Source organism: Hydrogenophaga taeniospiralis CCUG 15921 (assembly GCF_001592305.1).
GTDB classification, from domain to species: Bacteria; Pseudomonadota; Gammaproteobacteria; order Burkholderiales; family Burkholderiaceae_C; genus Hydrogenophaga; species Hydrogenophaga taeniospiralis.
Genome location: NZ_BCWR01000010.1, coordinates 216582 through 241092 on the forward strand (window position 1 = coordinate 216582; position 24511 = coordinate 241092).

21 protein-coding genes are annotated in these 24511 nt (G+C 66.6%); 14 read left to right on the forward strand and 7 right to left on the reverse strand.

Annotation, left to right across the window (positions count from 1 at the left end; genetic code table 11):
• Positions 1–97: 97 nt before the first annotated feature.
• From HTA01S_RS14125 to HTA01S_RS14140, 4 genes are all read right to left on the reverse strand, one after another.
• Positions 98–1063 carry a tetratricopeptide repeat protein gene (locus tag HTA01S_RS14125; RefSeq protein WP_068172689.1) on the reverse strand — a complete coding sequence of 322 codons (966 nt, stop codon included), beginning with the start codon at positions 1061–1063 and terminating at the stop codon, positions 98–100.
• A gap of 232 nt (positions 1064–1295) precedes the next feature.
• Entirely contained in the window at positions 1296–2786 is a 1491-nt protein-coding gene (locus tag HTA01S_RS14130) for a DUF4384 domain-containing protein (protein ID WP_245638090.1), read from the reverse strand.
• 240 nt (positions 2787–3026) lie between these two features.
• The gene (locus HTA01S_RS14135; RefSeq protein WP_157572109.1) at positions 3027–3464 is read right to left on the reverse strand and encodes a hypothetical protein; all 438 of its coding nucleotides are present in this window, start codon (positions 3462–3464) and stop codon (positions 3027–3029) included.
• Positions 3465–3543: 79 nt separating this feature from the next.
• Positions 3544–3999, reverse strand: a complete 456-nt coding sequence (locus HTA01S_RS14140; protein ID WP_068172695.1) for a hypothetical protein — start codon at positions 3997–3999, stop codon at positions 3544–3546.
• 587 nt (positions 4000–4586) lie between these two features.
• On the opposite strand from HTA01S_RS14140, the gene HTA01S_RS14145 reads away from it, so the two are divergent.
• The 5 genes from HTA01S_RS14145 to HTA01S_RS14165 all read left to right on the forward strand — a co-directional run bounded on the left by HTA01S_RS14145 (position 4587) and on the right by HTA01S_RS14165 (position 11218).
• Positions 4587–5288, forward strand: coding sequence for a response regulator (locus tag HTA01S_RS14145; RefSeq protein WP_157572115.1), 702 nt, complete (start codon positions 4587–4589; stop codon positions 5286–5288).
• Between the two features lie 55 nt (positions 5289–5343).
• Positions 5344–6834 (forward strand): sensor histidine kinase, encoded by a 1491-nt coding sequence (locus HTA01S_RS14150; protein WP_068172699.1) that lies wholly within the window; start codon positions 5344–5346, stop codon positions 6832–6834.
• A gap of 93 nt (positions 6835–6927) precedes the next feature.
• A complete protein-coding gene (locus tag HTA01S_RS14155; RefSeq protein WP_068172703.1) occupies positions 6928–9348 on the forward strand; it encodes a Tex family protein in 2421 nt (806 codons plus the stop codon).
• Positions 9349–9473: 125 nt separating this feature from the next.
• Positions 9474–10301: an HDOD domain-containing protein gene (locus HTA01S_RS14160; RefSeq protein ID WP_068172706.1), complete on the forward strand. Its 828-nt coding sequence runs from the start codon at positions 9474–9476 to the stop codon at positions 10299–10301.
• Between the two features lie 92 nt (positions 10302–10393).
• Positions 10394–11218 carry an HDOD domain-containing protein gene (locus HTA01S_RS14165; RefSeq protein WP_068172709.1) on the forward strand — a complete coding sequence of 275 codons (825 nt, stop codon included), beginning with the start codon at positions 10394–10396 and terminating at the stop codon, positions 11216–11218.
• A gap of 32 nt (positions 11219–11250) precedes the next feature.
• Here the strand turns inward: HTA01S_RS14165 and HTA01S_RS14170 are convergent, their stop codons facing one another.
• Positions 11251–12249: a Bug family tripartite tricarboxylate transporter substrate binding protein gene (locus HTA01S_RS14170; protein WP_169804779.1), complete on the reverse strand. Its 999-nt coding sequence runs from the start codon at positions 12247–12249 to the stop codon at positions 11251–11253.
• 211 nt (positions 12250–12460) lie between these two features.
• Entirely contained in the window at positions 12461–13459 is a 999-nt protein-coding gene (locus HTA01S_RS14175; protein WP_068172715.1) for a tripartite tricarboxylate transporter substrate-binding protein, read from the reverse strand.
• Between the two features lie 161 nt (positions 13460–13620).
• Here HTA01S_RS14175 and HTA01S_RS14180 point away from each other — a divergent pair, with 161 nt between their 5' ends.
• Positions 13621–14736 carry a patatin-like phospholipase family protein gene (locus tag HTA01S_RS14180; RefSeq protein ID WP_068172718.1) on the forward strand — a complete coding sequence of 372 codons (1116 nt, stop codon included), beginning with the start codon at positions 13621–13623 and terminating at the stop codon, positions 14734–14736.
• Between the two features lie 23 nt (positions 14737–14759).
• Positions 14760–15746: an oxygen-dependent tRNA uridine(34) hydroxylase TrhO gene (gene trhO / locus HTA01S_RS14185; protein ID WP_068172721.1), complete on the forward strand. Its 987-nt coding sequence runs from the start codon at positions 14760–14762 to the stop codon at positions 15744–15746.
• 19 nt (positions 15747–15765) lie between these two features.
• Here trhO and HTA01S_RS14190 read toward each other — a convergent pair whose 3' ends face one another.
• Entirely contained in the window at positions 15766–16707 is a 942-nt protein-coding gene (locus HTA01S_RS14190; RefSeq protein ID WP_068172724.1) for a LysR family transcriptional regulator, read from the reverse strand.
• Between the two features lie 111 nt (positions 16708–16818).
• On the opposite strand from HTA01S_RS14190, the gene HTA01S_RS14195 reads away from it, so the two are divergent.
• The 7 genes from HTA01S_RS14195 to gap all read left to right on the forward strand — a co-directional run bounded on the left by HTA01S_RS14195 (position 16819) and on the right by gap (position 24443).
• Positions 16819–17526 carry an HAD-IA family hydrolase gene (locus HTA01S_RS14195; protein ID WP_068172727.1) on the forward strand — a complete coding sequence of 236 codons (708 nt, stop codon included), beginning with the start codon at positions 16819–16821 and terminating at the stop codon, positions 17524–17526.
• Positions 17527–17561: 35 nt separating this feature from the next.
• A complete protein-coding gene (gene rpe / locus HTA01S_RS14200; RefSeq protein WP_084236115.1) occupies positions 17562–18314 on the forward strand; it encodes a ribulose-phosphate 3-epimerase in 753 nt (250 codons plus the stop codon).
• A 47-nt stretch (positions 18315–18361) separates the two neighbouring features.
• Positions 18362–19459: a class 1 fructose-bisphosphatase gene (locus HTA01S_RS14205; protein ID WP_068172729.1), complete on the forward strand. Its 1098-nt coding sequence runs from the start codon at positions 18362–18364 to the stop codon at positions 19457–19459.
• Between the two features lie 133 nt (positions 19460–19592).
• Positions 19593–20468: a phosphoribulokinase gene (locus HTA01S_RS14210; RefSeq protein ID WP_068172732.1), complete on the forward strand. Its 876-nt coding sequence runs from the start codon at positions 19593–19595 to the stop codon at positions 20466–20468.
• Between the two features lie 132 nt (positions 20469–20600).
• Entirely contained in the window at positions 20601–22682 is a 2082-nt protein-coding gene (gene tkt / locus HTA01S_RS14215) for a transketolase (RefSeq protein WP_068172734.1), read from the forward strand.
• A gap of 1 nt (position 22683) precedes the next feature.
• Positions 22684–23394 carry a phosphoglycolate phosphatase gene (locus tag HTA01S_RS14220; RefSeq protein ID WP_245638091.1) on the forward strand — a complete coding sequence of 237 codons (711 nt, stop codon included), beginning with the start codon at positions 22684–22686 and terminating at the stop codon, positions 23392–23394.
• Positions 23395–23435: 41 nt separating this feature from the next.
• The gene (gap, locus tag HTA01S_RS14225; RefSeq protein ID WP_068172737.1) at positions 23436–24443 is read left to right on the forward strand and encodes a type I glyceraldehyde-3-phosphate dehydrogenase; all 1008 of its coding nucleotides are present in this window, start codon (positions 23436–23438) and stop codon (positions 24441–24443) included.
• The last annotated feature ends 68 nt before the right edge of the window (positions 24444–24511 follow it).

Consider the following 24511-nt stretch of genomic DNA (forward strand, 5'->3'; position numbering starts at 1 on the left):
TCGCGTCACCCCCCTCAAGGGGGGCGGCACTGGCCGTCCGGCAAAGCCGGCCCGGCGGTGCCCTGGGCTGGACCGTTTCATGCCTTGCGGTGAGCTTTCACCGGATGCGGTTGCGCCAGCCCTCGGGCATCAGGTCGAACAGGGGCGAGGGTTCGCGCTGCAGCCGGTAGCCCGAGGCCGGGCTGCCCAGGGTGGGAATGGCCTGAGACAGGTCCACATAGGCCAGTTGCCGCATCCACTCGATGTTGACGCCGCCATCGGCGGCGGGGCGGGACGAGATCAGGGCCAGCATTCTGCCGGCCTCCTCACTGCCGGCGGCCTCGGCCTGGCGGTACAGACGCAGGGCCTCGCTGTAGTTGGCCGTCACGCCCTCGCCCCGGTGTTGCCTTCGGGCCTCTTGCAGCAGCGTTCTGGCTTGTCGAGGGGTGCCGGAATCGGGTGTTTGCTCCCGGGCGAGCATGTCGCGCACCACGGCCGCGTTGGCCGCGGCGACGGCCGAGCGGGGCGCTGCAAGCTCCAGTTGCGTCAGCGCTGCCGTCCACTGACGGGCGACCGCCAGCCCCAGGCCGATTTCAATGCGCGCGTGGGGGTCTCCGGCGTTGGCCGCCCGGGTCAACAGGTCGTACGCGGGCAGCGCGACCGTGGCGCTGGTGCCCGGTGCCAGGCCAGGGTTGAAGGTGATCGGCGCGAGCCGGTATTCCACCAGCCACTCCAGGAACAGGGCGCGCGGCATGCTGGTACGCCGCAACTGCTGTATCCAGGGGCGGGCGGCCACGGGGTTCGCGGGTCCCACGCAGCCGTCGATCTCGCACATGGCCAGACCGGCGCTCGCCAAGGGATGGCCCAGGGCATGGGCTTTCGTGAACCACTGTTGCGCCTGCGGCAGGTTTTGCTGCACGCCGGCGCCGTGAAAGTAGATCAGGCCCAGATACCAGGCGGCCTGGGCCGCGTTGCGCCGCTGCTGAGCCGAGCTGGCGTCCTGCGCGGCCGGGGCCACGCGCATGGCCTGGTTCTTCAGGCGTTCGATCTCCGCCGTGACCCAGGGGTCGGTCAGTGGAGACACCTGCAGTGTGGCGGGCGCTTCCCTTTGAACGGGCGCAACGGTGCTGGGAGGCGGCAGGCGGATGTCCGGGTTTTGTGGTGGAGGTGTCCGAATGGGGTCCTGGGTCGAGGGGGACGCCTGGATGGGCGGCGTCGACGGTACTTCAACCGCCGTTGCCGCCGTGCCGGCGGCGAGCGCCAGAAGCATCCAGGCTGTGCGGACCGGGCGCAGCGGGGCCATGGCGCTACCCGCCTCAGCGGGCCGCTGCCGCCGCCGCTGCGCGCCTGGGCACGACCCGCCACTTCAGCGTTTGCTCGGTGACGCCCTGATCGCCCGCGGCTGTGCGGTAGGCATCCCGGATGCTCTGCAGACCGACGAACCCGGCGATGGGGCGCAGGCCCGGCAGTTGCAGGCCCGCCGGCAGCTTCGCCAACAGATCGTTGTCGGTGGTCAGACACATGACCGACTCTTCGCCCGGGCTGCCCGCATCCAGAACAAAGCCGGGGTTGGGCACCATCCAGTCCGGGATGCGCACAGCCTGGTTGGCCGACACCTGCGAACTGCTGTTGGTGGGGTTGGGCAGCAGGCGCATCACGGAGCCTTGCGCCTGCTCCATGTAGCAGTACAGGTGGGCGTTGCGGGACACGGTGGCCGAGAGGAATATCTGCGTCCCTTGTTCGAACACCGACTTGTCCGCCGCCAGGTTCTCGATCTGGAGATCCAGCTCAAGGGGGCCGGTTTCGGTGCCCAGCGCCGGACCCACCGGGGCGGCAGTGACCTGCCCGTCGAAGACCGTGGGCACTGGGGGCCGGGACGAATCGGGGCTCCAGCCCACGCGGATGAACTGCCCGTTTTCGCCCAGCATGACGTAGTTGCGCAGCGCGCGTTCGTAGGTGGCGAAGTTCAGTTCGCCCGTGACCACCATGCCGTGATCGACCTGGTACCTGGCCAGGGCCGAGCGCACCGTCGGGTGGTTGATCGGCAGCTGCGCGGTCTGGGTGTTGAGGTAGCCGCTGCCTGTCAGGGACTTCTTGACGAGCGCCTGGTGCACGTTGGCGTCGCCTTCGTCGTACCAGTCGCGCAGCTGGCGCTGGAAGCCGGGGTGGGTCTGGTCCAGCGTCAGGCATTGCCAGTAGGGAACGCGGGCCCATTTGCCGGCCAGCTCGATCATGGCCAGCTCAACGAGCGTGCGCATGGCGGCGCCCGATCCCTGGGTGTAGTTCCGCCCGACGTTGAACTGCCAGCCGTAGTCGGAAATGCGGCCGGCCAGGTCCAGGCCCTGGCCGCCGGTACCGATGATGACCTCGTTGGCCGAATCCAGCCCCGGAATCAGGGTGCGTGTGCGGAAGTCGCCGAGGTGGAGTTCCATGCCAATGATGGTCGCGTTCTTGTCCCGGCTGTAGCCCGTTTCCAGGCGCGAGGCCGACGTGCCCACGTCGAACCGGTTGTTGATCACGTTCTGGTCCACGAAGGCGACCGCGCCCGACACGTACAGCGCGGGGCGCTGCAGCTGGATCTGGTTGCTGTTGAGCAGCAGGGTCGTCAGGTTCTGGACGGTGTCCTGTCTCGCGATGTCCACTTCAAAATCGACGTAGCGGAAGGCGTTGCTCAGTCGGGACATCTGGGAAATGGCGGTGACGATCATGTCCTTGGTCGCCACGGGAATGCGCCCCGAAAAGTCGGGGATCTGCTTGCTGGTGATCAGCGTCGTGGGGATCTGGGCATCCCGGAAAAGACGGTCCATGCACACCAGGGAGTCCGAAAAACTCGACAGCGATCGCGTGGGGCGGTGGGTCGGGCGGTCGGCCGTGTGTGCATAGGACTGGAATGAGGTGTCCTTGCGGGCGTCCATCGGGGTAGAGCATCCCGCGGCGAGCAGTGACGCGGCCAGCAAGGTCCAACCTAGAATGTTTCGGCGCGGACCTGCGGCTTTGATGCCTTGACGCAGGATGTTCATGATGTCCTCCACTCTTTCGTTGTTGTTTCAGCGGCAGACGTTGACCAGATCGCCGCGCAGGACCACGACCTGTTCTCGCGTGTCGGGTCCGTACCGGGTACCCAGCGCGTCGGCCGCCTGGGTGTTGCTACCCACCTCCTGCACGCAGGTCTTCTTGAATCCATCGGTCTGAACGGTCGTGACCACGTCTTCGTCGGTGTATATCGTGTCGCTCTCGCCCGAAAGACCATAGGCCTTGGCCACGTAACGGGTGACGCGTGCGCGCATCCAGGCGGGCAGGTCGGTGGGCCCGTCCATGCCGCCCGACCGTTGTTGCGGCGCGGTCGGCATGGCCGCGTATTTCACGGGGCCCTTGAGCACGATGGTGTCCTCGCCCGGGGCACCGTGCGCCTGCTGGAAGCACAGAAGGTGGACCACGGCCATGGCAACGCCCAGTCTCCGCACCTGTATCAGATACCTCTTCATGGGGGACCTCCTGGGGTCATGGGATCAGAAGACAGCGCCCCCTGAACGGGGTTCAGGGGGCGTTCTGGGCCGGAGCCGTTCAGTGACCGCCGTGGCCAGACTTGGGCACGCAAGCCACGCAACCGTTGTTGCTGGCGAGGTTCTGCACGGCCTGGGTGTCTTCAGCGGCGATGTTGTACACGCCCGAGCCCTGCAGGGCGGTGATCTGCAGCGAGTTGCCAGCGATGGTGACGTCGCCGATGTTGGACGACACGTTCTGGCTGGCGTAGGAGTCTTCGCCAGCCGCGTAGTTCGCCACCACGGAGCCCGAGGCGACGGTCAGCTGGATGGAGTTGGCGCCGCTCTCGACCGTGACGTTGCCCGAGTTGCTCGAGACGTTCTGCTGTGCATAGGCGTCTTCACCCGAGGCGGAGTTGTAGAAGATCGTCGAGGTGGCGGCCACGGCCTGGACCGAGTTGCCGTCGATGACGATTTCCGGATCGGCGAAAGCCGAGGTGGCGAATGCCGCGAAAGCGATGATGGCGAGCTTTTTCATGATGGTTCCTCAAAAAGTTGGTTCACATTTCCCCGGTGAACCGGAGGATTCCGGGATCACCAGCCTGATCGACGCCGCTTGATACGGAAGCTCGCCCTTGTGGGGTTGCGCCTCACCTCCTGCTTTGTCTGGCTCCAGTTTCGTGAGGGAATGCACACCGGCCAATGACCTGAACTGTGTACCGAACACAGACGACCACAAATGAGGTAAATCGGGTGACTAGTACCTTTGTTTCCAAGGGAGACGAACCAGCTGGTGCTATGAAATTTGAGTACTTTCGAGTGTAAAAACTGGGTAGTTACAAAATGTGAATTTGCAAACAGAATGCAAAGTAGTCAAAATTCGTCCAAGATCTGTATCAAATTTGCAGCGTCAGCGGGCTTTTCGCACGGTTTTACAGGGGCCCGGATCGTCAATTTGTGCTAACGGAAAATTTTCGTCACACAGCGACATGTTGCGCAACAGTCGAAACGACTCGGGTACTTGATGCGTTCCTTCAGGGAGGATTCATGAAAAAAGAGATGAACGTGGGTGGGCTCGTGAGCGCCTCTTCGACCGTGGCGCCGACGCTCAGTCGGCAGTTCGCGATGCACACCAACCAGCCATCCGTATGGCCCGACTTCATGGTGGGGCAGTCCATGCAGCCCGTGCGCGTGCTGCTGGTGGACGACGATCCCCACATCCGGCACGTGATCGCGCAGGAGCTGCTGGCCGACGACCGCATCAACCTGGTGGCACAGGCTGGCAGCCTCAAGGAGGGCCGGCGCAAGGTGGCGATGCACGAATTCGACGTGCTCGTGGTCGACCTCAATCTGGGCGACGGCAACGGCTACGACCTGATCGAGCAGGTCAAGTCGGTGCGACCGCAGGCGGAGGTGGTGGTGATCTCCGCCAGCGAAGACGACGAGCATGCGATGCACGCCTTCGGGTTGGGGGCCAACGGCTACCTGATCAAGAACTCCTGGTTTGGCAACTTCCCGCAGGCGGTGCTGCAGGTGGTCAACGGCGGCGCCTCCATCACGCCCAACCTGGCACGGCGCCTGCTGCACCGGCTGGAGCCCGGCAAGCCCTCGGGCCACATGCTTCGTGGCAGCCGCGACCGGCTCTCGGAGCGCGAGCGCGAGGTGTTGAAGATGGTCGCGGCCGGCTACACCAGCGGCGAGATCGGGGCGCGGCTGGTGATCAGCGGTCAGACCGTGAACACCCACATCCGCAACATCTACCGCAAGCTCAACGTCAGGACCCGTGCGCAGGCGGTCAGCTGCGCCACGGATCGCGGCCTCTTATAGACGCCCTTCACGCGTTGGTCTCCCCATGCTGTCGAGTCATCTACACCCCGGCAGAATGGTCTGGACCGCGCTGGGGCTGGCGCTGGGACTGGCCGCCCTGTTCCTGATCGCGCTCCCGGCACTTCCGATGGAAGGGGTCGATCCACGGTATCTGCTGAGCCTGGCCAACCGCGTGTTCGGGGCCACGGCGGTGATCGTCGTTGCGGCGGTGCTGGTGTGGGTGGGTCTGATCGACCGAAGCCCGTCCAGCGCGCCCATGGACCTGGCCTACATGCTGATCGCGCTGTGCTGGTTGTTCCTGGTCGGCATCAACGCCGGCGTCGGGTGGGCGGGCGATGGCCCGGTGGAGCACCTGGTCGCGCACGCGGCCTACCAGTTGGCGGTGGCCAGCGTGGTGCTGCTGTTGCTGGCCAGTGTGTCGTTTGTGCCGGCCCGCAGCGCCGTGGTGGGCGTGCTGCAGGCGGTGCTGGCGCTGGGGCTGCTGGGCTGGAGCTTCCTGGGTGGCCCCGATCGCGAGCTGGCCTACCTGGCCTGGAAAGTGGTCAACGTGGTGTGCGCCACGACCATCTTCCTGATGATGGGCGCGACCCTGCGGCAGGGGCCGGTCTTGCGGTCCTGGCTGATCTCGGGTGCGGGCCTGGTGGGGCTGGGGATCCTGCTCCACGACGTGGTGCAGGCCGACGGCCTGCGCATCCCGCTCACGACCATCCACCACGTCTATGCCGCCTACCTGGCCATGGTCTGGCTGCTGATCACGGGCCGCGTGGGCGATCTCGACAGCCTGTCGTCCGCGGACGCTGAGCGCTCCGAAAACAGCCTGCTGGCCAACGACTTCGCGCACACCGACCTGATCATCGATGAGCCGGAGACGGAACCCTCGAACGCCGAGCTGACCGTGAGCTTGGAGCGCCGCCGCATCGCGCAGGACCTGCACGACGGCGTGGGCTCGCAGCTGGTGAGCATCCTGTCGTCGCTGGACCGTGGCATCCCGCAGCAGCGTTCCCTGTCGCTCGCGCTGGAGCAGTGCCTGCTCGACGTGAAGATCCTCGTCGATGCGATCGACGAAAGCAGCGAGAGCGTGATCGACGCGCTGGGCCGGCTGCGTTACCGCGTGCAGCACTCGCTGGACAAGTTGGGCATCCAGATGGTCTGGGACGTGGACGTGGACGGCCCGCTTCAGGCGCTGCAGGACGACCGCAGCCGGCAGGTGCTGCGCATTGCGCAGGAGTCGATCGCCAACGTGATGCGCCACTCGAAGGCCCGCACGGTCTGGCTGTCGTGCCACTGCTCGGCCGATCAGCAGACCCTGATGCTGGAGGTCCGCGACGATGGGGTCGGCTTCGAGCCTGATGAGGTCAGCATGGGCAGGGGCAAGGGCCTGGAGGGCATGCGCCGGCGCGCCGAGGCCTGCGGGGGGCGGTTCGACATCGAGAGCGTGCCCGGTCAGGGGACGCGGGTGCGCGTCACGATGTCCGTGGGCGAGCGGCGCCCGACCGGCCCGAACGGCACGCCCGACAGCCGGTATGCCCGGCCGCGAAAGGCCTGACGGTGGGTGGAGGGGAGGGCGGCGTGGCGCGGTGCCTGTGGCAAACTTCCCGCCTCGTTTCGCCATGGGCACCTGGGGGTGCCATTTTTTCGCATGCAGAAAATCATCGCGCAGATCGCGCAGGAAATTCGGGTAGGGGTTCACCAGGTCAAGGCGGCCGTGGACCTGCTGGACGGCGGCGCCACGGTGCCTTTCATCGCCCGCTACCGAAAGGAAGTCACTGACGGGCTGGACGATATCCAGCTGCGTGAGCTGGAGGCCCGCCTCAGCTACCTGCGTGAGCTGGAAGACCGCCGCGCCGCAGTGCTAAAGAGCATCGACGAACAGGGCAAGCTGACCGATGCGCTGCGCCTGGCGATTGCCAACGCGCCCACCAAGCAGGAGCTGGAAGACCTGTACCTGCCGTTCAAGCAGAAGCGCCGCACCAAGGGCCAGATGGCGCGCGAGTTCGGCATCGAGCCGCTGGCCGACAAACTGTTGGCCGACCCGACACTGGACCCGATGGTGGAGGCCGCGGCCTTCACGAAGCCGCCCGAGGTGCTGGACGACGGCAAACCCGGCGCCGATTTTTCCACCGTGCCCGCCGTGCTCGACGGCGTGCGCGACATCCTGAGCGAACGCTGGGCCGAAGACGCGGCGCTGCTGCAGAACCTGCGCGAATGGCTCTGGACCGAGGGCCTGCTGCAGAGCAAGCTGGTGGCGGGCAAGGATGAAAACCACCCCGACGTGGCCAAGTTCCGCGACTATTTCGATTACGACGAGCCGATCAGCCGCGTGCCCTCGCACCGCGCGCTCGCGGTGTTCCGTGGCCGCTCGCTGGAGATCCTGGACGCCAAGCTGGTGCTGCCCGAGCCCGAAGCCGTGCTCCTGGCCAGCGGCAAGCCGGCGCCCACGGTGTCGCTGGCCGAAGGCCGCATCGCGCTGCACCTGGGCTGGAGCCACCAGGGCCGCAAGGCCGACGACCTGCTGCGCAAGTGCGTGGCCTGGACCTGGCGCGTCAAGCTCAGCCTGTCCAGCGAGCGCGACCTGTTCGCCCGCCTGCGCGAGAGCGCCGAAGCGGTGGCGATCAAGGTGTTTGCCGACAACCTGCGCGACCTGCTGCTGGCCGCACCCGCCGGCCCGCGTGTCGTGATGGGGCTGGACCCGGGCATCCGCACCGGCGTGAAGGTGGCGGTGGTGGATGCCACCGGCAAGCTGGTGGACACGTCCACCGTGTACCCGCACGAACCCCGGCGCGACTGGGACGGCTCGCTGCACACCCTGGCCCGGCTCTGCGAGAAGCACGGCGTGAACCTGATCGCCATCGGCAACGGCACGGCCAGTCGCGAGACCGACAAGCTGGCCGCCGACCTGATCAAGCTGATCCAGAAGGGCACCGATGCCAGCCACCCTTGCCACGGCCTGCAGAAGGTGGTGGTGAGCGAGGCCGGCGCCTCGGTGTACTCCGCCAGCGAATTCGCCTCGCAGGAAATGCCCGACGTGGACGTGAGCCTGCGTGGCGCGGCGTCCATCGCCCGGCGACTGCAGGACCCGCTGGCCGAGCTGGTGAAGATCGACCCCAAGAGCATCGGCGTGGGCCAGTACCAGCACGACGTGAACCAGAGCGAGCTCGCACGCACGCTGGACGCGGTGGTGGAAGACTGCGTGAACGGCGTGGGCGTGGACCTGAACACCGCCAGCGTGCCGCTGCTGTCCAGGGTGTCGGGGCTGTCGGCCAGCGTGGCCAAGGCGGTGGTGCGCTGGCGCGAAGCCAATGGCGCCTTCAAGAGCCGCCAGCAGCTGCTGGACGTGGCCGGCCTGGGCGCCAAGACCTTCGAGCAGAGCGCGGGCTTCCTGCGCATCCGCGGCGGCGACAACCCGCTGGACATGACCGGCGTGCACCCGGAAACCTATCCCGTCGTCGAGGAGATCATCGCCAAGACGGGCCAGCCCGTGGCCGCGCTCATGGGCCGCGCCGACATGCTCAAGACGCTGCGCCCGGAGCTGTTCGCCAACGACAGGTTCGGCGTCATCACGGTCAAGGACATCCTGACCGAGCTGGAAAAGCCCGGCCGCGACCCGCGCCCGGACTTCCAGGTGGCCCGCTTCAACGACGGTGTGGACGACATCAGCGATCTGCGCGAAGGGATGATCCTGGAGGGCACGGTCAGCAACGTCGCTCAGTTCGGCGCCTTCATCGACCTCGGTGTGCACCAGGACGGCCTGGTCCATGTGAGCCAGCTGGCCCACAAGTTCGTCAACGACGCGCGCGAGGTGGTCAAGACCGGCGACATCGTCAAGGTCAAGGTGATGGAGGTGGACGTGGCGCGCAAGCGCATCGGCCTGTCCATGAAGCTGGGCGATGCGCCCGCTCGCAGCGGCCGCGAGGGCGGGGCGCCGCGCGACAACCGCTTCGAGCCGGTGCGCCAGGGCCAGCGCCCGGGCCGCCCCGGCGGGCAGGGGGGCGACTCGGCGGCGCCCGCTTCGGCCATGGCTTCCGCGTTCGCCAAGCTGCAGGGGCTGGGCAAGCGCTGAGGGGGGTGCCGCTTCCAAGGGTTTTCCCGCGCCGCGGGCGATCCTGGGGCTCAAGTTGGGGGGCGCGTGGCCGATATCAGGTGCAGTCACACACCCCTTTTCATCCACGGACTTCACCCCCTCCCATGCAACTTGAAGCCCTGCTCAACTACCCCCGTGCTCTGCCGGCCATGCCGCGCGCCGTCTCGGACCTGTTGGCCGAGATGAACAAGGAAGACCCCAGCCCCAAGCGGGTGGGGGAACTCATCGGGCACGATCCGGCGCTCACCACGCGCGTGCTGCGCCTGTCCAACTCGGCTTTTTTCCGCGTCAGCCGCAAGGTCGGCAGCGCCGACGAAGCGGTGGCACTGCTCGGCATGACCCATGTGCGTTCGCTGGTCATGGCCGCTGCCCTGGGGGCGAGCTTCAAGAACGTGCCCGGCATGGACCTGCAGCAGTTCTGGCGCTACAGCCTGCGCGTGGCCGAGATCGCCCGCTCGCTCGCGGGGGTGTTGCACCAGAACCCCGGCAACGCTTTCACCGCCGGCCTGATCCACGCGATCGGCATTCTGGTGATGCACATCGCCATGCCCGACGAGATGGCCCTGGTGGACATGGGCACCCCGCCGCTGGACCTGCAGCGGGCCCTGGCGGAGCGCAACCACCTGGGCTACACCTACGCCGAGGTGGGCGCCGGCATGGCGGAGAAGTGGCAGTTTCCCCAGGAAATGGTGACGGCCCTGGCCTGCCAGAACGAGCCCTTCGAAGGCGACAACTACGACCGCCTGGCGGGCCTGCTGCACCTGGCCTCTTGGCGCGCGCGCGCCGAGGAAATCCAGCTTGACAACGCCGGCCTGGTCGCGACCTTCCCAGACCTGATCGGCCTCACGCTGGGGCTGGATCTGGACAACGTGCTGGAGAAGGATCCCTCCGAATGGTCGTTCAGTCAGGCGCTGGGGGCCTTCATCGAATAGGTACCCGAAAGCGCTCAAGTCGATGGCCATCGGGACGATGTATTTCTTGAAGACACCGACCACTGTGATCCCCACCCGATTGGCAGGCACCCATGCAGCTCGACAAACTCCTCAAGCAGCCGAACGCGCTTCCGTCCGCCCCCAGGGTGGTGCGCAAGCTGATCGAGACCTTTGACCAGGAGGACGTCGATCTGCTCCAGGCGGCCGCCTACATTGAAGACGATCCGGTGCTCACGGCCAAGCTGCTCAAGATGGCCAATTCGGCGTTTTTCGGTCTGCACCGCGCGGTGACCAACGCACGCGACGCGATCAGCGTCATGGGGCTGATCAAGGTGCGTGCCCTGGTCGTCGGTGCCGCGCTGGGCGATGGTTTCCACAGCGTGGGCGGCATGAACCTCAACCAGTTCTGGCGCTACAGCCTCAACACCGCCAACCTTTCACGCTACATCGCGCTGCCGATCCGGATCGACGAGAACACCGCCTTCACCGCGGGCCTGATCCACTGCATCGGCGAACTGGTGATGCACGCGGGCATGCCCGAGGCCATGATCGACCTGGACCGCAGCGTGCCCATGCTCGACCTCAAGCGCGCGCGCGCCGAGAAGGGCATGTTCGGTTACTGCTATGCCGAGGTGGGCGCGGCGCTGGCGCGCGAATGGCGCTTCCCCAAGAGGATGATCGACGCCGTCGGACACCAGATCGCACCCTTCGACAACGATGTGTACGAACCCATCGCCGGCGTGATCCACATTGCCTCGTGGCGTGCCCGGGCCGAAGAGCTGTCGCTGGGCAGCGAGGGCCTGATCAACACCTACCCCGACCCGATCGGCCTGGTGCTGGGCATCGACCCGGACACGGTGATCGGCGAAGAGATCCCCGCACTGACGCGGCAGGACGTGGCGCTGGAAAGCGCCTGATCCGCCCCGGAGCGGGCGGGCCAGTGGGCCGGTCAGGCCTTGAGCTTGAGCATCATGGCCACGGCGCTGGCCATGGACTGCTCGATCATCAGCACCTTGGTGAACTCGTCGCCGTACATCAGGGCATTGGTCCACTTTTCCCTTTGCAGAGCCTGCTTCCATGAGGGTGTCTGGGTGGCCGTGATCACGATGTTGCGCAGGTTGGACCGATCGGCCTCCGAGATCTGGCCGGGGCCGAACACGGCCCGCCAGTTGCCCAGGTCGGTGTTGATGCCCAGTTCGTTGAGTGACGGAATACCGTGCAGCGACTTGCGTGACGATACGGCCAGGGGAGTGAGGCTTTTGTTTTCGATCGCGGTCTGAAACTCGCTGTAGCTGGAGATGGCGATCTGGACCTCTCCCTTTTCCAGCAAGTCCATGGCCTCGCGACCGCTGCTCGTGGGCAGGTATTTCAGCCGACCGACATCAAGGCGCAGCTGGCGCGCGATCATGCCGGCGAGCATGTGATCGACCCCACCCGCCGATCCCCCGGTGAATCCCACCGTCGAGAGGTCTTTGCGCATCGCTTCCTTGAGCGCGTTCATGTCAGGGAAGCGGCCGCCGCTGGGCGCCACCAGTACCATGAAGTCGTTGGTCAGGCGCGCGATCGGACTGACCTGCGCCAGCGTGACCGCCGGGCGGTTCACCGCAATGGCGCCCAGCATGACCATGCCGCCGATCAGCAGCGCTGCGGGGTCGCGGTTGAACCGCTCCACGAAGTCGGTGAGACCGATCGTGCCCCCTTTGCCGCCCTTGTTTTCATAGGCAAGCTCGCGGGCCAGGCCGGCCGACTGGATCGCGGCACCGAGGGCCCGCCCGGTCTGGTCCCAGCCTCCGCCCGCACCACCCGGGATGTAGAGGCTGAGTTTCGTCAGCGGCGTGGCGGCGTTCGCCGGACTGGTGGCGACGGGCACATCCTTTTGAGCGAACGACGATGTCGCCCACAACGCCGTGGCAGCGCCACAGGTCTTCAGCAAACTTCTGCGCAACATGGGCGGTGCCTTTGGGGTGGGGGGAACTGGGATTCCACCGTTGGAGGCTGTCATTCCGCTGTCAGTCTTGTCAGGGAAAACCCGCTCGCCGACGGAACGAGGGACGCCGGGTGCGGTCGGTCGCTTTCGGCTGGCGCCTTGTCCGCCGCCCAGCAGATCAGCCGCGCACGCCGCTGGGGTGCATCGGTGCCTTCGTGACCAACGCCTGGATTCAGCTTCTGAGCTTGAGCATCATGGCCATGGCGTTGGCCATGCCTTGCTCGATGACCAGCCGGCCGGCGAAGTCCGGCCCGTGCAGCAGGGCGTTGAACCACTTGTTTTTCTCCAGCGCCTGCGCCCAGGTGGGGTGCAGGGTGGCCGCGACCACGATGCGGCGCAGGTTCTCGCGTTGCGCCGCGTCGATGCCACCGGGTGCGAACACCGCACGCCAGTTGCTCAGGTCGGTCTGCAGGCCCTGCTCATGCAGGGAAGGCACCCCATAGAGCGACCGGCGGGAGGAAATCGCCAGCGGCGTGAGCTGCCGCTTTTCGATGTCGGCCTGGAACTCGCTGTAGCCCGATATCGCCACCTGCGCCTCGCCCTTCTCCAGCAGCGCTGCGGCTTCGGGGCCACTGCTGGTGGGCAGGTACTTGAGCTGGGTCACGTCCTGCCGCAGCTGGAGGGCGATCATGCCGGCGAGCACATGATCGACCCCGCCGGCCGAACCGCCGGTGAACCCGACCGCGCCCAGGTTGGCGCGCATGGCCGTGGTCAGCGCCGCCATGGAGTCCAGCGCCTGACCCGTCCTGGACACCATCACCATGTAGTCGTTGGTCAGCCGTGCGATCGGGCTGACCTGTTTCAGCGTGGCCTTGGACTGCCCGAGCGCAATCGCGCCGAGCATCACCATGCCGCCGACCAGCAGCGCGGCCGGGTCGCGGTCGTGGCGGGCCACGAAGTCGGCCAGCCCGATGGTGCCGCCCTTGCCACCCTTGTTTTCGTAGGTCACACGATCGGCCAGGCCCGCGGCCTGGATGGCCGCGCCCAGGGTCCGCCCGGTCTGGTCCCAGCCACCGCCGGCGCCGCCGGGGATGTAGATGTGCAGTTCGGGCAAGCGGGTGGGGGCCGGCGATGCGGCGGGGGCCGGGGCGGCTGTCTGGGCGAGCGCTGCCGGCCCCATGCCCAGCAACGCGCTGGCCCCACACGCCGTCAGCAGGCTTCGTCGATCCATGTGCAAACTCCCTTGAGTATCGGTTCCAATCGGGGCTCCATTACATGGGCGCCAGCTGTCAATCGGCTGTCACCCGGAGGCCCATGCCCAGGCCATTCGAGGTCTTTCCCGACCCAGGTACCGGCCGTTCATTCACCCTTGTTCGTCTGCATTGCGTTCCCATGTCTTCCCTGCGCTTCTACGCCGGTCCCGCGGCCCGCTCCCACATCGAACAGCACGGCCTGCGCGCGCGGGACGTGGGCATCATTCCCGCCGCGGCCGGCGGCCCCAAGGGCCTGATCCTCGGGCCGCTGGACCGCTTCATCTTTGGCCACTGGCTGACGCACAGCGCCCAGCCGGTGCATCTGGTGGGCGCGTCCATCGGGGCCTGGCGCATGGCCACCGCCTGCCTGGACCAGCCCCTGGCCGCGCTGGCGCGGCTGGAGCGCGACTACATCGCCCAGCACCACGAGCTGCCGCCCGGCCAGAAGCGGCACAGTCCCGACCAGATCAGCGCACGCTTTGGCGCCAACCTGCGGCAGTTCTACAGCGGACGCATCGACGAGGTGCTGCGCCACCCGCGCTACCGGCTGCACCTCGTGGCCTCGCGCGGGCGGCACGTGCTGGCGCAGGACGGCCGGTGGCGCACGCCGCTGGGCTACCTGGGGGCCTTCGCGGCCAACGCCGTGCACCGCAAGGCGCTCGGGGCCTGGCTGGAACGGGTGGTGTTCTCGTCCCGCGACAGCGACATGGAGGGCGATGGCACCACCAGCGACAAGGCCACCCCGCTGCCGTTCTCCACGCAGGACCTGCGCACCCGCCAGGTGCCGCTGCGTGGCGACAACTTCATGGACGCGCTGCAGGCCAGCTGCTCCATCCCCTTCATGCTGCGGCCGGTGCACGGCATTGCCGGCGCGCCACCTGGCACCTACTGGGACGGTGGCATCACCGACTACCACCTGCACCTGCGCTACCAGCCCGCCGCCGCGTCGCCCATCGTGCTCTACCCGCACTTCCAGAAAAACGTGGTGCCCGGCTGGCTCGACAAGGCATGGAAGCGCCGCCACCGCAGCAGCCCTGCGCTGGACAACATGTTGGTGATCGCCCCCGACCCGGCCTGGGTCCAGACCCTGCCCAACGGCCGCCTGCCGGACCGCACCGACTTCGCGCGCTACGGCCAGGACATCGCCGCACGCATGAAGGTCTGGAGCGCGGCCACCGCCGCGAGCCGCTGCCTGGCCGACGAGTTCGACGACTGGCTGCAGCGGCCCGACCTCTCGCGCATCGAGGCGCTGTAGCCCATGCGCGCCGATAATTCCCCATGGCTTCCGTGACCACCCCCGCCACCCCTTCCGCCAGTCCGGCCGCGCCTGCGCGCTACCTCACCGCCGCGCTCTACAAATTCGTCGACCTGCCCGACCACGCGGCCCTGCGCGAACCGCTGCTGGCCTGTTGTGAGGCGAACCAGGTCAAGGGCACGCTGCTGCTCGCCCGCGAGGGCATCAACGGCACCATCGCCGGCCCCGAAGCCGGGGTGCGCGCGGTGCTCGCCCGGCTGCGCGCCGACCCGCGCCTCGCCGCGCTGCAGCACAAGGAAGCCTGGGCCAGCCACCCGCCGTTCCTGCGCATGAAAGTGCGGCTCAAGCAAGAGATCGTGAGCCTGCACGTGCCCGGGCTGGACCCGAACAAGACCGTGGGCCAGTACGTGAAACCGCAGGACTGGGACGCCCTGCTGGCCGACCCGGGCGTGCTGCTGATCGACACCCGCAACGACTACGAGGTCGCCATCGGCACGTTCAAGGGCGCGATCAACCCGGCCATCAAAACCTTCACCGAACTGCCCGCCTGGCTCGATGCCCAGCCGGCGCTGCAGGGTGGGCAAAAACCCCGGGTGGCGATGTTCTGCACCGGGGGCATCCGCTGCGAGAAGTCCACCGCGCTGCTGAAGATGCGGGGTTTCGACGAGGTCTACCACCTCGAAGGCGGCATCCTCAAATACCTCGAAGAGATCCCGCCCGCGCAGAGCAGCTGGGAGGGCGAATGCTTCGTGTTCGACGAACGCGTGAGCGTGGGCCATGGCCTGCGGCCCGGCCCCTACGAGTTGTGCCGCTCCTGCCGCTGGCCACTGGGTGAGGCCGAAAAAGCGTCGCCGCTGTACGTCAAGGGTGTGAGCTGCCCGCATTGCCACGACCAGCGCACACCGGAGGAAAAGGCCGGCCTGGCCGAACGCCAGCGCCAGGTGGAACTGGCCGAGGCGCGAGGCGAGGTGCATGTGGGCGCGCGCATGCCTTCGCACGACGGCCACTGAGGCGACGCCACGGCCCGGCTCACGCCGCCTGCGGCAGCGTCAGCAGGCGGCCGTACTTTTCGGCCAGATGGCCCTCGGCGCGTTCCAGCATGAAATAGCGAAACGCCTCGGCCGCGGGTGAGAGCAGCTTGGAGAGCGTGTGCACCACGTTCCAGGCGCGCACGATGGGCGTGCCTTCCACGTCGAGCGTGGCGATGAGCCCGTGTTCGAGTTCCAGGCCGATGGTGTGCAGCGAGAGGAAGCTGATGCCCATGCCGGCCATCACGGCCTGTTTGATGGTTTCGTTGCTGCCCATCTCCATCACCACGCGCGGCTCCATGCGCGATTTCTCCAGAAAGTTTTCCATCGCGGCACGGGTGCCCGAGCCGCGCTCGCGCAGGATGAAACCGTAGGGCCGCAGGCTGTCCACTGTGGGATGGCCCACCTTGAGCAGCGGGTGGTCGGTGGGCGCCACGAACACATGGGGGTGTGCGGCAAAGGGCTCGGCCCGCGTGGCCAGTTCCTTGGGCGGGCGGCCCATGATGGCGATGTCCACCTCGTTGCCGTGCAGCATCTTCACCAACTGCTCCCGGTTGCCCACGGCGAGCCGGATTTCCACGCCCTCGTGTTCGCGCTGGAACTCGGCCAGCAGCCGCGGCAGGAAGTACTTGGCGGTGCTGACCATGCCGATGGTGAGCGTGCCCACCTCCAGCCGCTGCAGGCGCGCGGCGGCGTCTTCGGCGTCTTTCAGCGTGGCGAGCACCTTGCGTGCGTAGACCAGCATGTATTCGCCCGCCGTGGTCAGCGCCACCTGCCGCCCGGTGCGCTCGAACAGCGGCAGGCCCACATGGCCTTCGAGCTCCTTGACCTGCATGGTCACGGCCGGTGGCGAGAGGTGCAGCACCTCGGCCGCGCGGGCAAAGCTCAGGTGCTTGGCGACCTCGGTGAAAACCCTGAGTTGGCGGAAGGTGGCGTTCTTCATTAAGCAATAACTTAACTGAAATTGAATAAATCGTGAATTTACCTTATTTAAGTCACTCCCTATAGTCCGTTCATCCCCCCGGATTCCCGGTCTTTGAAAAGGTGAACGGACATGTTGAAGGCCCTGATTTTTGATGTCGATGGCACCCTGGCCGACACGGAAAGCGTGCACCTGGAAGCGTTCAACCACGCGTTCCGGCAAGAGGGGCTGGACTGGTACTGGACGGTGGAGCAGTACACGCGGCTGCTCGACATCTCGGGCGGCAAGGAGCGCATGCTGCACCACTGGCGCACGGTGGACCCGGACATGACCGAGGTGGACGCCGGCGCGGTGAACGACACCATCCACCGCCTGCACGAAACCAAGACCGCGTATTACGAAAACGCGGTCAACAACGGCGCGGTCACGCTGCGCCCTGGCGTGCTGGCCCTCATGAGCGAAGCGCGGGGCCAGGGCCTGCAGCTGGCCATTGCCACCACGACCTCGCCGGTCAACATCGCCGCGCTGCTGCGCTCGGCCATCGGTCTGGACTGGCGCTCGCATTTCCTGTCCATTGGCGACGCCAGCAACGCGCCGGTCAAGAAGCCCAACCCGCAGGTCTACATGAAGGTGCTGGCCGACCTGGGCATGCGCGCGGCCGACTGCGTGGCCTTTGAAGACTCGGCCAATGGCCTGCGCGCGGCCACCGCGGCCGGCCTGCCCACGGTGATCACCCCGAGCAGCTTCACGGCCCACCACGACTTCACCGGCGCCCTGCGCGTGGTGCCCGATCTGGGCGCGCTGGACGTGGCCCGCCTGCGCCAGTGGCACGGGCGCTGAACCCTTTTTCTTATCCCATCCCACAGGCTCCGTTCATGTCCATCCGCATCGCACCCTCCATCCTCTCCGCCGACTTCGCCCGCCTGGGTGCCGAGGTGAGGGCCATCGAAGCCGCCGGGGCCGACCTGGTGCATTTCGACGTGATGGACAACCACTACGTGCCCAACCTCACCATCGGCCCGCTGGTGTGTGAGGCGATCCGCCCGCACGTGAAGATCGGCATCGACGTGCACCTGATGGTGGAGCCGGTGGACGCGCTGATCCCGCTGTTCGCCAAGGCCGGCGCCAACCTCATCTGCTTCCACCCCGAGGCCAGCCGCCATGTGGATCGCACGCTGCAGCTGATCCGCGACCACGGCTGCAAGGCCGGCCTGGCGTTCAACCCGGCCACACCGCTGGCGCTGATGGACCACGTGATGGACCGGCTCGACCTGGTGCTGCTCATGAGCGTGAACCCCGGTTTCGGCGGGCAGAAGTTCATTGCGTCCACCTTGCCCAAACTGGCCGAGGCGCGCCGCCGCATCGACGCCCACATGGCCGCGGGCGGCCAGCCCATCTGGCTCGAGGTGGACGGTGGTGTGAAGGTGGACAACATCGGCGAGATCGTGGCCGCGGGTGCCGACACCCTGGTGGCCGGCAGCGCCGTGTTTGGCGCGCCCGACAACGACGGCGGCTATCACACCGTCATGAAGCAGCTCCGCAAGAACGGCAGCCCCCACGCTCCGTCGCTTCGCGAGTCGCTGCCCCCCGAGGGGGTGCGTTCTCAGCTTGGGGCGGCCCGTCGCTGAGAACCTCCGCCATTCAACGAATCCAGCAACTCCCACGAAAGCCCTCCATGACCACGCGCCGCCGCTTCACCCTCACGCAATACCTGATCGAACAACGCCGCCGCTTCCCCGGCGCCAGCGGCGACTTCAACGCGCTGCTGCTCGACGTGGCCCTGGCCTGCAAGGCCATCGCCCGCACGGTGGCCTTTGGGGAGCTCGGCAGCATGCTCGGCCAGCCCGCGCCCGACGTCACCACCAGCATCAACGTGCAGGGCGAAGAGCAGAAGAAGCTCGACGTCATCAGCAACGAGTACTTCACACAGATGACGGAATGGGGCGGTCACCTCGCGGGCATGGCCTCGGAAGAGATGGACCACCCGTACCAGATCCCGGCCACCATGCAGCGCGGCAAATACATGTTGGTGTTCGACCCGCTCGACGGATCCAGCAACATCGACGTGAACGTGACCGTGGGCAGCATCTTCAGCGTGCTGCGCGCGCCGCAGGACGCGATCGACAGCGGGCGCGACGTGGTCGCGGCCGATTTCCTGCAGCCCGGCACACAGCAGCTCGCCGCGGGCTACGCGCTCTACGGCCCCACCACCATGCTGGTGCTGACCGTGGGCAACGGCGTGGCCGGCTTCACGCTGGACCCGAACCTCGGCCAGTTCATGCTCACGCACCCGAACCTGCAGATCCCCGAAGACACGCACGAGTTCGCCATCAACGCGTCCAACAGCCGCTTCTGGGAGACGCCGGTGAAACGTTATGTGGACGAGTGCCTGGCCGGCAAGACCGGCGCGCGCGGCAAGGACTTCAACATGCGCTGGATCGCCAGCATGGTGGCCGAAGCGCACCGCATCCTCATGCGCGGCGGTGTCTTCATGTACCCGCGCGACACCAAGGACCCGAGCAAAAACGGCCGCCTGCGCCTGCTCTACGAAGCCAACCCGGTGGGCATGATCATCGAACAGGCCGGCGGCCGCGCCAGCACCGGCCGCGAGCCCATGCTGACCGTGAAGCCCACCGCGCTGCACCAGCGCATCGGTTTTGTGTTCGGCTCGAAGAACGAAGTGGAGCGCATCGAGCGCTACCACCGCGAGCCAGGTGCCTACAAGGACGACGCCAATCCGCTGTTCGCCGAGCGAAGCCTTTTCAGGGATTGACCACCCCCGCGCCGCGCCCAAGGGCGCGTCACCCCCTCAAGGGGGCGGCACTGGCGGCCCGGCAAAGCCGGTTCCGCGGTGCCCTTGGTGAGCTTCCCCTCTGCTGAACTGATTTTGTTTTTTGGAGAACTTCATGTCTGAACGCCATCCCATCATCGCCATCACTGGATCGTCAGGTGCTGGTACGTCCACCGTCACCCGCACCTTCCAGAACATCTTCCGCCGCGAGAACGTGACGGCCGGCATCATCGAGGGCGACAGCTTCCACCGCTACGACCGCAAGGAAATGAAGGTCAAGGCGGCCGAGGCGGAGAAGGCGGGCAACAACAACTTCAGCCATTTCGGCGCCGAGGCCAACCTGTTTGGCGACATCGAAAACCTGTTCCGCACCTACAGCGAAACCGGCCAGGGCAAGTGCCGCAAGTACCTGCACAACGCCGAAGAGGCCGCGCCCTACCAGCAAGAGCCCGGCACCTTCACGCCCTGGGAAGACCTGCCCCCAGACACCGACATGCTGTTCTACGAAGGCCTGCACGGCGCCGTGGTCACGCCCGAACACAACGTGGCGCAGTACCCGGACCTGCTGGTGGGCGTGGTGCCCGTGATCAACCTGGAGTGGATCCAGAAGCTCTACCGCGACAAGAACATGCGCGGCTACAGCGCCGACGCGGTGACCGACACCATCCTGCGCCGCATGCCCGACTACGTGAACTACATCACCCCGCAGTTCCAGCACACGCACGTGAACTTCCAGCGCGTGCCCATCGTGGACACCAGCAACCCCTTTGTGGCGCGCGACGTGCCCACCGCCGACGAGAGCATGGTGGTGATCCGCTTCGCCCAGCCCAAGGGCATTGATTTCCAGTACCTGCTGAGCATGATCAATGGCTCCATGATGAGCCGTGCCAACACCATCGTGGTGCCGGGCGGGAAGATGGAACTGGCGATGCAGCTGATCTTCACGCCGTTCATCTGGCGAATGATCGAGCGGCGCAAAAGAGCTGGTTGACCCCCCCCGCGCCGCGCCTGCGGCGCGTCACCCCCCAGGGGGCAACGCGAGTGGCCCGGCGAAGCCGGTTCCACCGCGTTCTGGACTGGCTTCCCCTCTCTCTGCTTTCCTTTCTCTTCTTCAGGACTCTGTATGCAGAACCCTTCTCCCGAACTCGCCCGCCAGATGGCGAACGCCATCCGCATGCTCGCTGTGGACGCGGTGGAAAAAGCCAAGAGCGGCCACCCTGGCGCACCCATGGGCATGGCCGACATTGCCGAGGTGCTGTGGAACCGCCACCTCAAACACAATCCGACCAACCCGCACTGGCCCGACCGCGACCGTTTCGTGCTGTCCAACGGCCACGGCTCGATGCTGATCTACGCGCTGCTGCACCTCACCGGCTACGACCTGCCCATGAGCGAGCTGAAGAACTTCCGTCAGTTGCACAGCAAGACCGCCGGCCACCCCGAGGTGGGCATCACCCCCGGCGTGGAAACCACCACCGGCCCGCTGGGCCAGGGCATCACCAACGCGGTGGGCATGGCGCTGGCCGAGAAGCTGCTCGCCCAGGAATTCAACCGCGAAGACGAGGACGTCAGCCACACCATCGTCGACCATTTCACCTACGCCTTCCTGGGCGACGGCTGCATGATGGAAGGCATCAGCCACGAGGCCTGCGCGCTGGCCGGCACACTGCGCCTCTCGAAGCTGGTGGCCTTCTACGACGACAACGGCATCTCCATCGACGGCCACGTCGAAGGCTGGTTCACCGACGACACGCCCAAGCGCTTCGAGGCCTACGGCTGGCACGTGATCCCCGACGTGGACGGCCACAACCCCGCCGCCATCGAAGCCGCGCTGCTGGAAGCGAAGAAGCAGGGCGCGCTGCCGCACGGCAAACCCACGCTGATCTGCTGCAAGACCGTGATCGGCATGGGCTCGCCCAACAAGGCCGGCACGCACGATGTGCACGGCGCCGCGTTGGGGGCTGCCGAGGTGGCGGCCACGCGCGAAGAGCTGGGCTGGACCGCGCCACCGTTCGAGATCCCCACCGAGATCGCGCACGCCTGGAACGCCGTGGAACGGGGCGCCGCCGCCGAACGCGCCTGGCGCGAACGCTTCGAGGCCTACCGCACGCAGTACCCGCTGGAAGCGGCCGAATTCGAGCGCCGCATGGCGGGCGACCTGCTGCCTGCGTTCGCCGAGAAGCTGCCTGAAGTGCTGGAAGCCATTGCCGCCAAGGCCGACGCCTTCGCCACCCGCAAGGCCAGCCAGAACGCGCTGGACGTGCTCAGCGCCCTGGTGCCCGAATTCTTCGGCGGCAGCGCCGACCTGACCGGCTCCAACCTCACCAACTTCAAGGGCTGCGTGAAGGCCGGGCGCGACGCCTGGGGCAACCACCTGAGCTACGGCGTGCGCGAATTCGGCATGGCCGCCATCATGAACGGCATCGCCCTGCACGGCGGCTATATCCCCTACGGTGGCACCTTCCTCACGTTCTCCGACTACAGCCGCAACGCCATCCGCATGGCCGCGCTGATGAAGCAACGCGTGATCCACGTGTTCACGCACGACTCCATCGGTCTCGGCGAAGACGGCCCGACGCACCAGTCTGTCGAACACGTGCCCAGCCTGCGCATCATCCCCGGCCTGGATGTGTGGCGCCCGGCCGATGGCCTGGAGACCGCCGTGGCCTGGGCCTGCGCGATCGAGCGCAAGGACGGCCCGAGCGCACTGTGCCTCTCGCGCCAGAACCTGCCGCGCCTGAGCGACGTGTCCATGGTCGCGAAGATCCGCAAGGGCGGCTACGTGTTGGCCGAAGGCAAGAACCCGCAGGCCGTCATCGTGGCCACGGGGTCCGAAACCTCGCTGGCGATGGAAGCCCATGCCGCGCTCGCGCTGGAAGGCATCAGCACCCGTGTGGTGTCCATGCCCAGCAGCAACGTGTTTGACCGCCAGTCCGAGGCCTACCAGGACATGGTGCTGCCGCTGGCCCTGCCCACGGTGGCGGTGGAGGCTGCGCACCCGGACTTCTGGCGCAAATATGTGGGCCGTACCGGTGTGGTGGTGGGTATTGCGACGTTTGGCGAGTCCGCTCCGGCGAAAGACCTGTACCAGCACTTCGGCATCACCGCCGCGCGTGTGAGCGAGGCGGTGCGCACCCTGGTGCACCGCGCTGCGCACCGCCGCGAGCAGCCCTTGCCAGACCAGATCGTTCCTGGAATGCATTGAGATGACGATGGCCTATCCCTACGACCTGATCCTGTTCGATCTCGACGGCACGCTGATCGGGACCGCGCCCGAGATTGCCGACGCGGTGAACGACACACTGACCGTCCTGGGTCATCCCACGGTGTCGCAGCAGGCCGTGAATGACTGGATCGGTCACGGCACGCGCGAGCTGTTGATCCAGGCCCTGGCCCAGCTGCTCAACACCAGCACGCAGCAGGTGCGCGAGGCCGAAGCCTTTCCCGCCATCGAAGCCGAGTTCGCCCAGCACTACCAGCGACGCTGCGGCACGCGCAGCCACCTCTACCCCCATGTGCGCGAGACGCTGCAGGCGCTGCGCGCGGCCGGGGTGAAGCTCGCGGTGGTGACCAACAAGGAAGGCCGCTACACCCAGACCGTGCTGGACGCGCACCAGCTCACGCCGCTGCTGGACCACGTGATCAGCGGCGACACCTTGCCGGTGAAAAAGCCCGACCCGGCCGGCATTCACGACTGTCTGCGGCGTTTCGGTGTGGCGCCCGGGCGTGCACTGTTCGTGGGCGACTCCAGCATCGACGTGGCCACCGCGCGCAATGCGGGCATCACCGTCTGGGCGCTACCGTACGGATACAACATGGGCGAACCCATAGAGTCCTGCCAGCCGGATCGCGTGATCCCCGACTTTTCGGCGTTGACCACCTTGCTCTCGGCCTGCGACACAGCGGCCAGTGCCTGAACGCCTTTTCTTATTTTCTTTATCCATCGAGGAGACTTCTCATGACCATCAAGATCGGCATCAACGGCTTCGGCCGCATCGGGCGCATGGTGTTTCGCGCTGTCACGCAGGAAGCCGAGTTCAAGGACATCGAGGTCGTCGGCATCAACGACCTGCTCGAACCCGAGTACCTGGCCTACATGCTGCAGTACGACAGCGTGCACGGCCGTTTCCAGGGCACGGTGGCCGTCGAGGGCAACCACCTCGTGGTCAATGGCAAGAAGATCCGCCTGACCGCTGAAAAGGATCCGGCGAACCTCCAGTGGAACGACATCGGTGCCGACGTCGTGATCGAGTCCACCGGCTTCTTCCTCACCGCAGACACCTGCCAGAAGCACATCGACGCCGGTGCCAAGAAGGTCGTGCAGTCCGCGCCATCGAAGGATGCGACACCGATGTTCGTCTACGGCGTGAACCACGCCAAGTACGCGGGCGAGGCCATCGTCTCCGCCGCATCCTGCACCACCAACTGTCTGGCCCCCGTGGCCAAGGTGCTCAACGACAACTTCGGCATCAAGCGCGGTCTCATGACCACCGTGCACGCCGCCACCGCGACGCAGAAGACCGTGGACGGCCCCTCGTCCAAAGACTGGCGTGGCGGGCGCGGCATCCTGGAGAACATCATTCCTTCCAGCACCGGTGCGGCCAAGGCGGTGGGCGTGGTGCTGCCCGAGCTGAACAAGAAGCTCACCGGCATGGCCTTCCGCGTGCCCACCTCCGACGTTTCCGTGGTGGACCTGACCGTCGAGCTGAACCAGGAAGCCAGCTACGAAGACATCTGCCAGGTCATGAAGGCCGCCAGCGAAGGCGCACTCAAGGGCGTTCTGGGCTACACCCGCGACAAGGTCGTGTCCACCGACTTCCGCGGCTGCTCCATGCCTTCCATCTTCGACGCCGACGCCGGCATCGCGCTGGACACCACCTTCGTCAAGGTCGTGGCCTGGTACGACAACGAGTACGGCTACACCTGCAACATGATGCGTTTCGTGCAGCACGTCGCTCGCCACTGATCGGGGAGAGCACCATGAAATTCCTCCGATTCAGCGACGTGTGCACGAGCGGCTTCGCTCGCGACAAA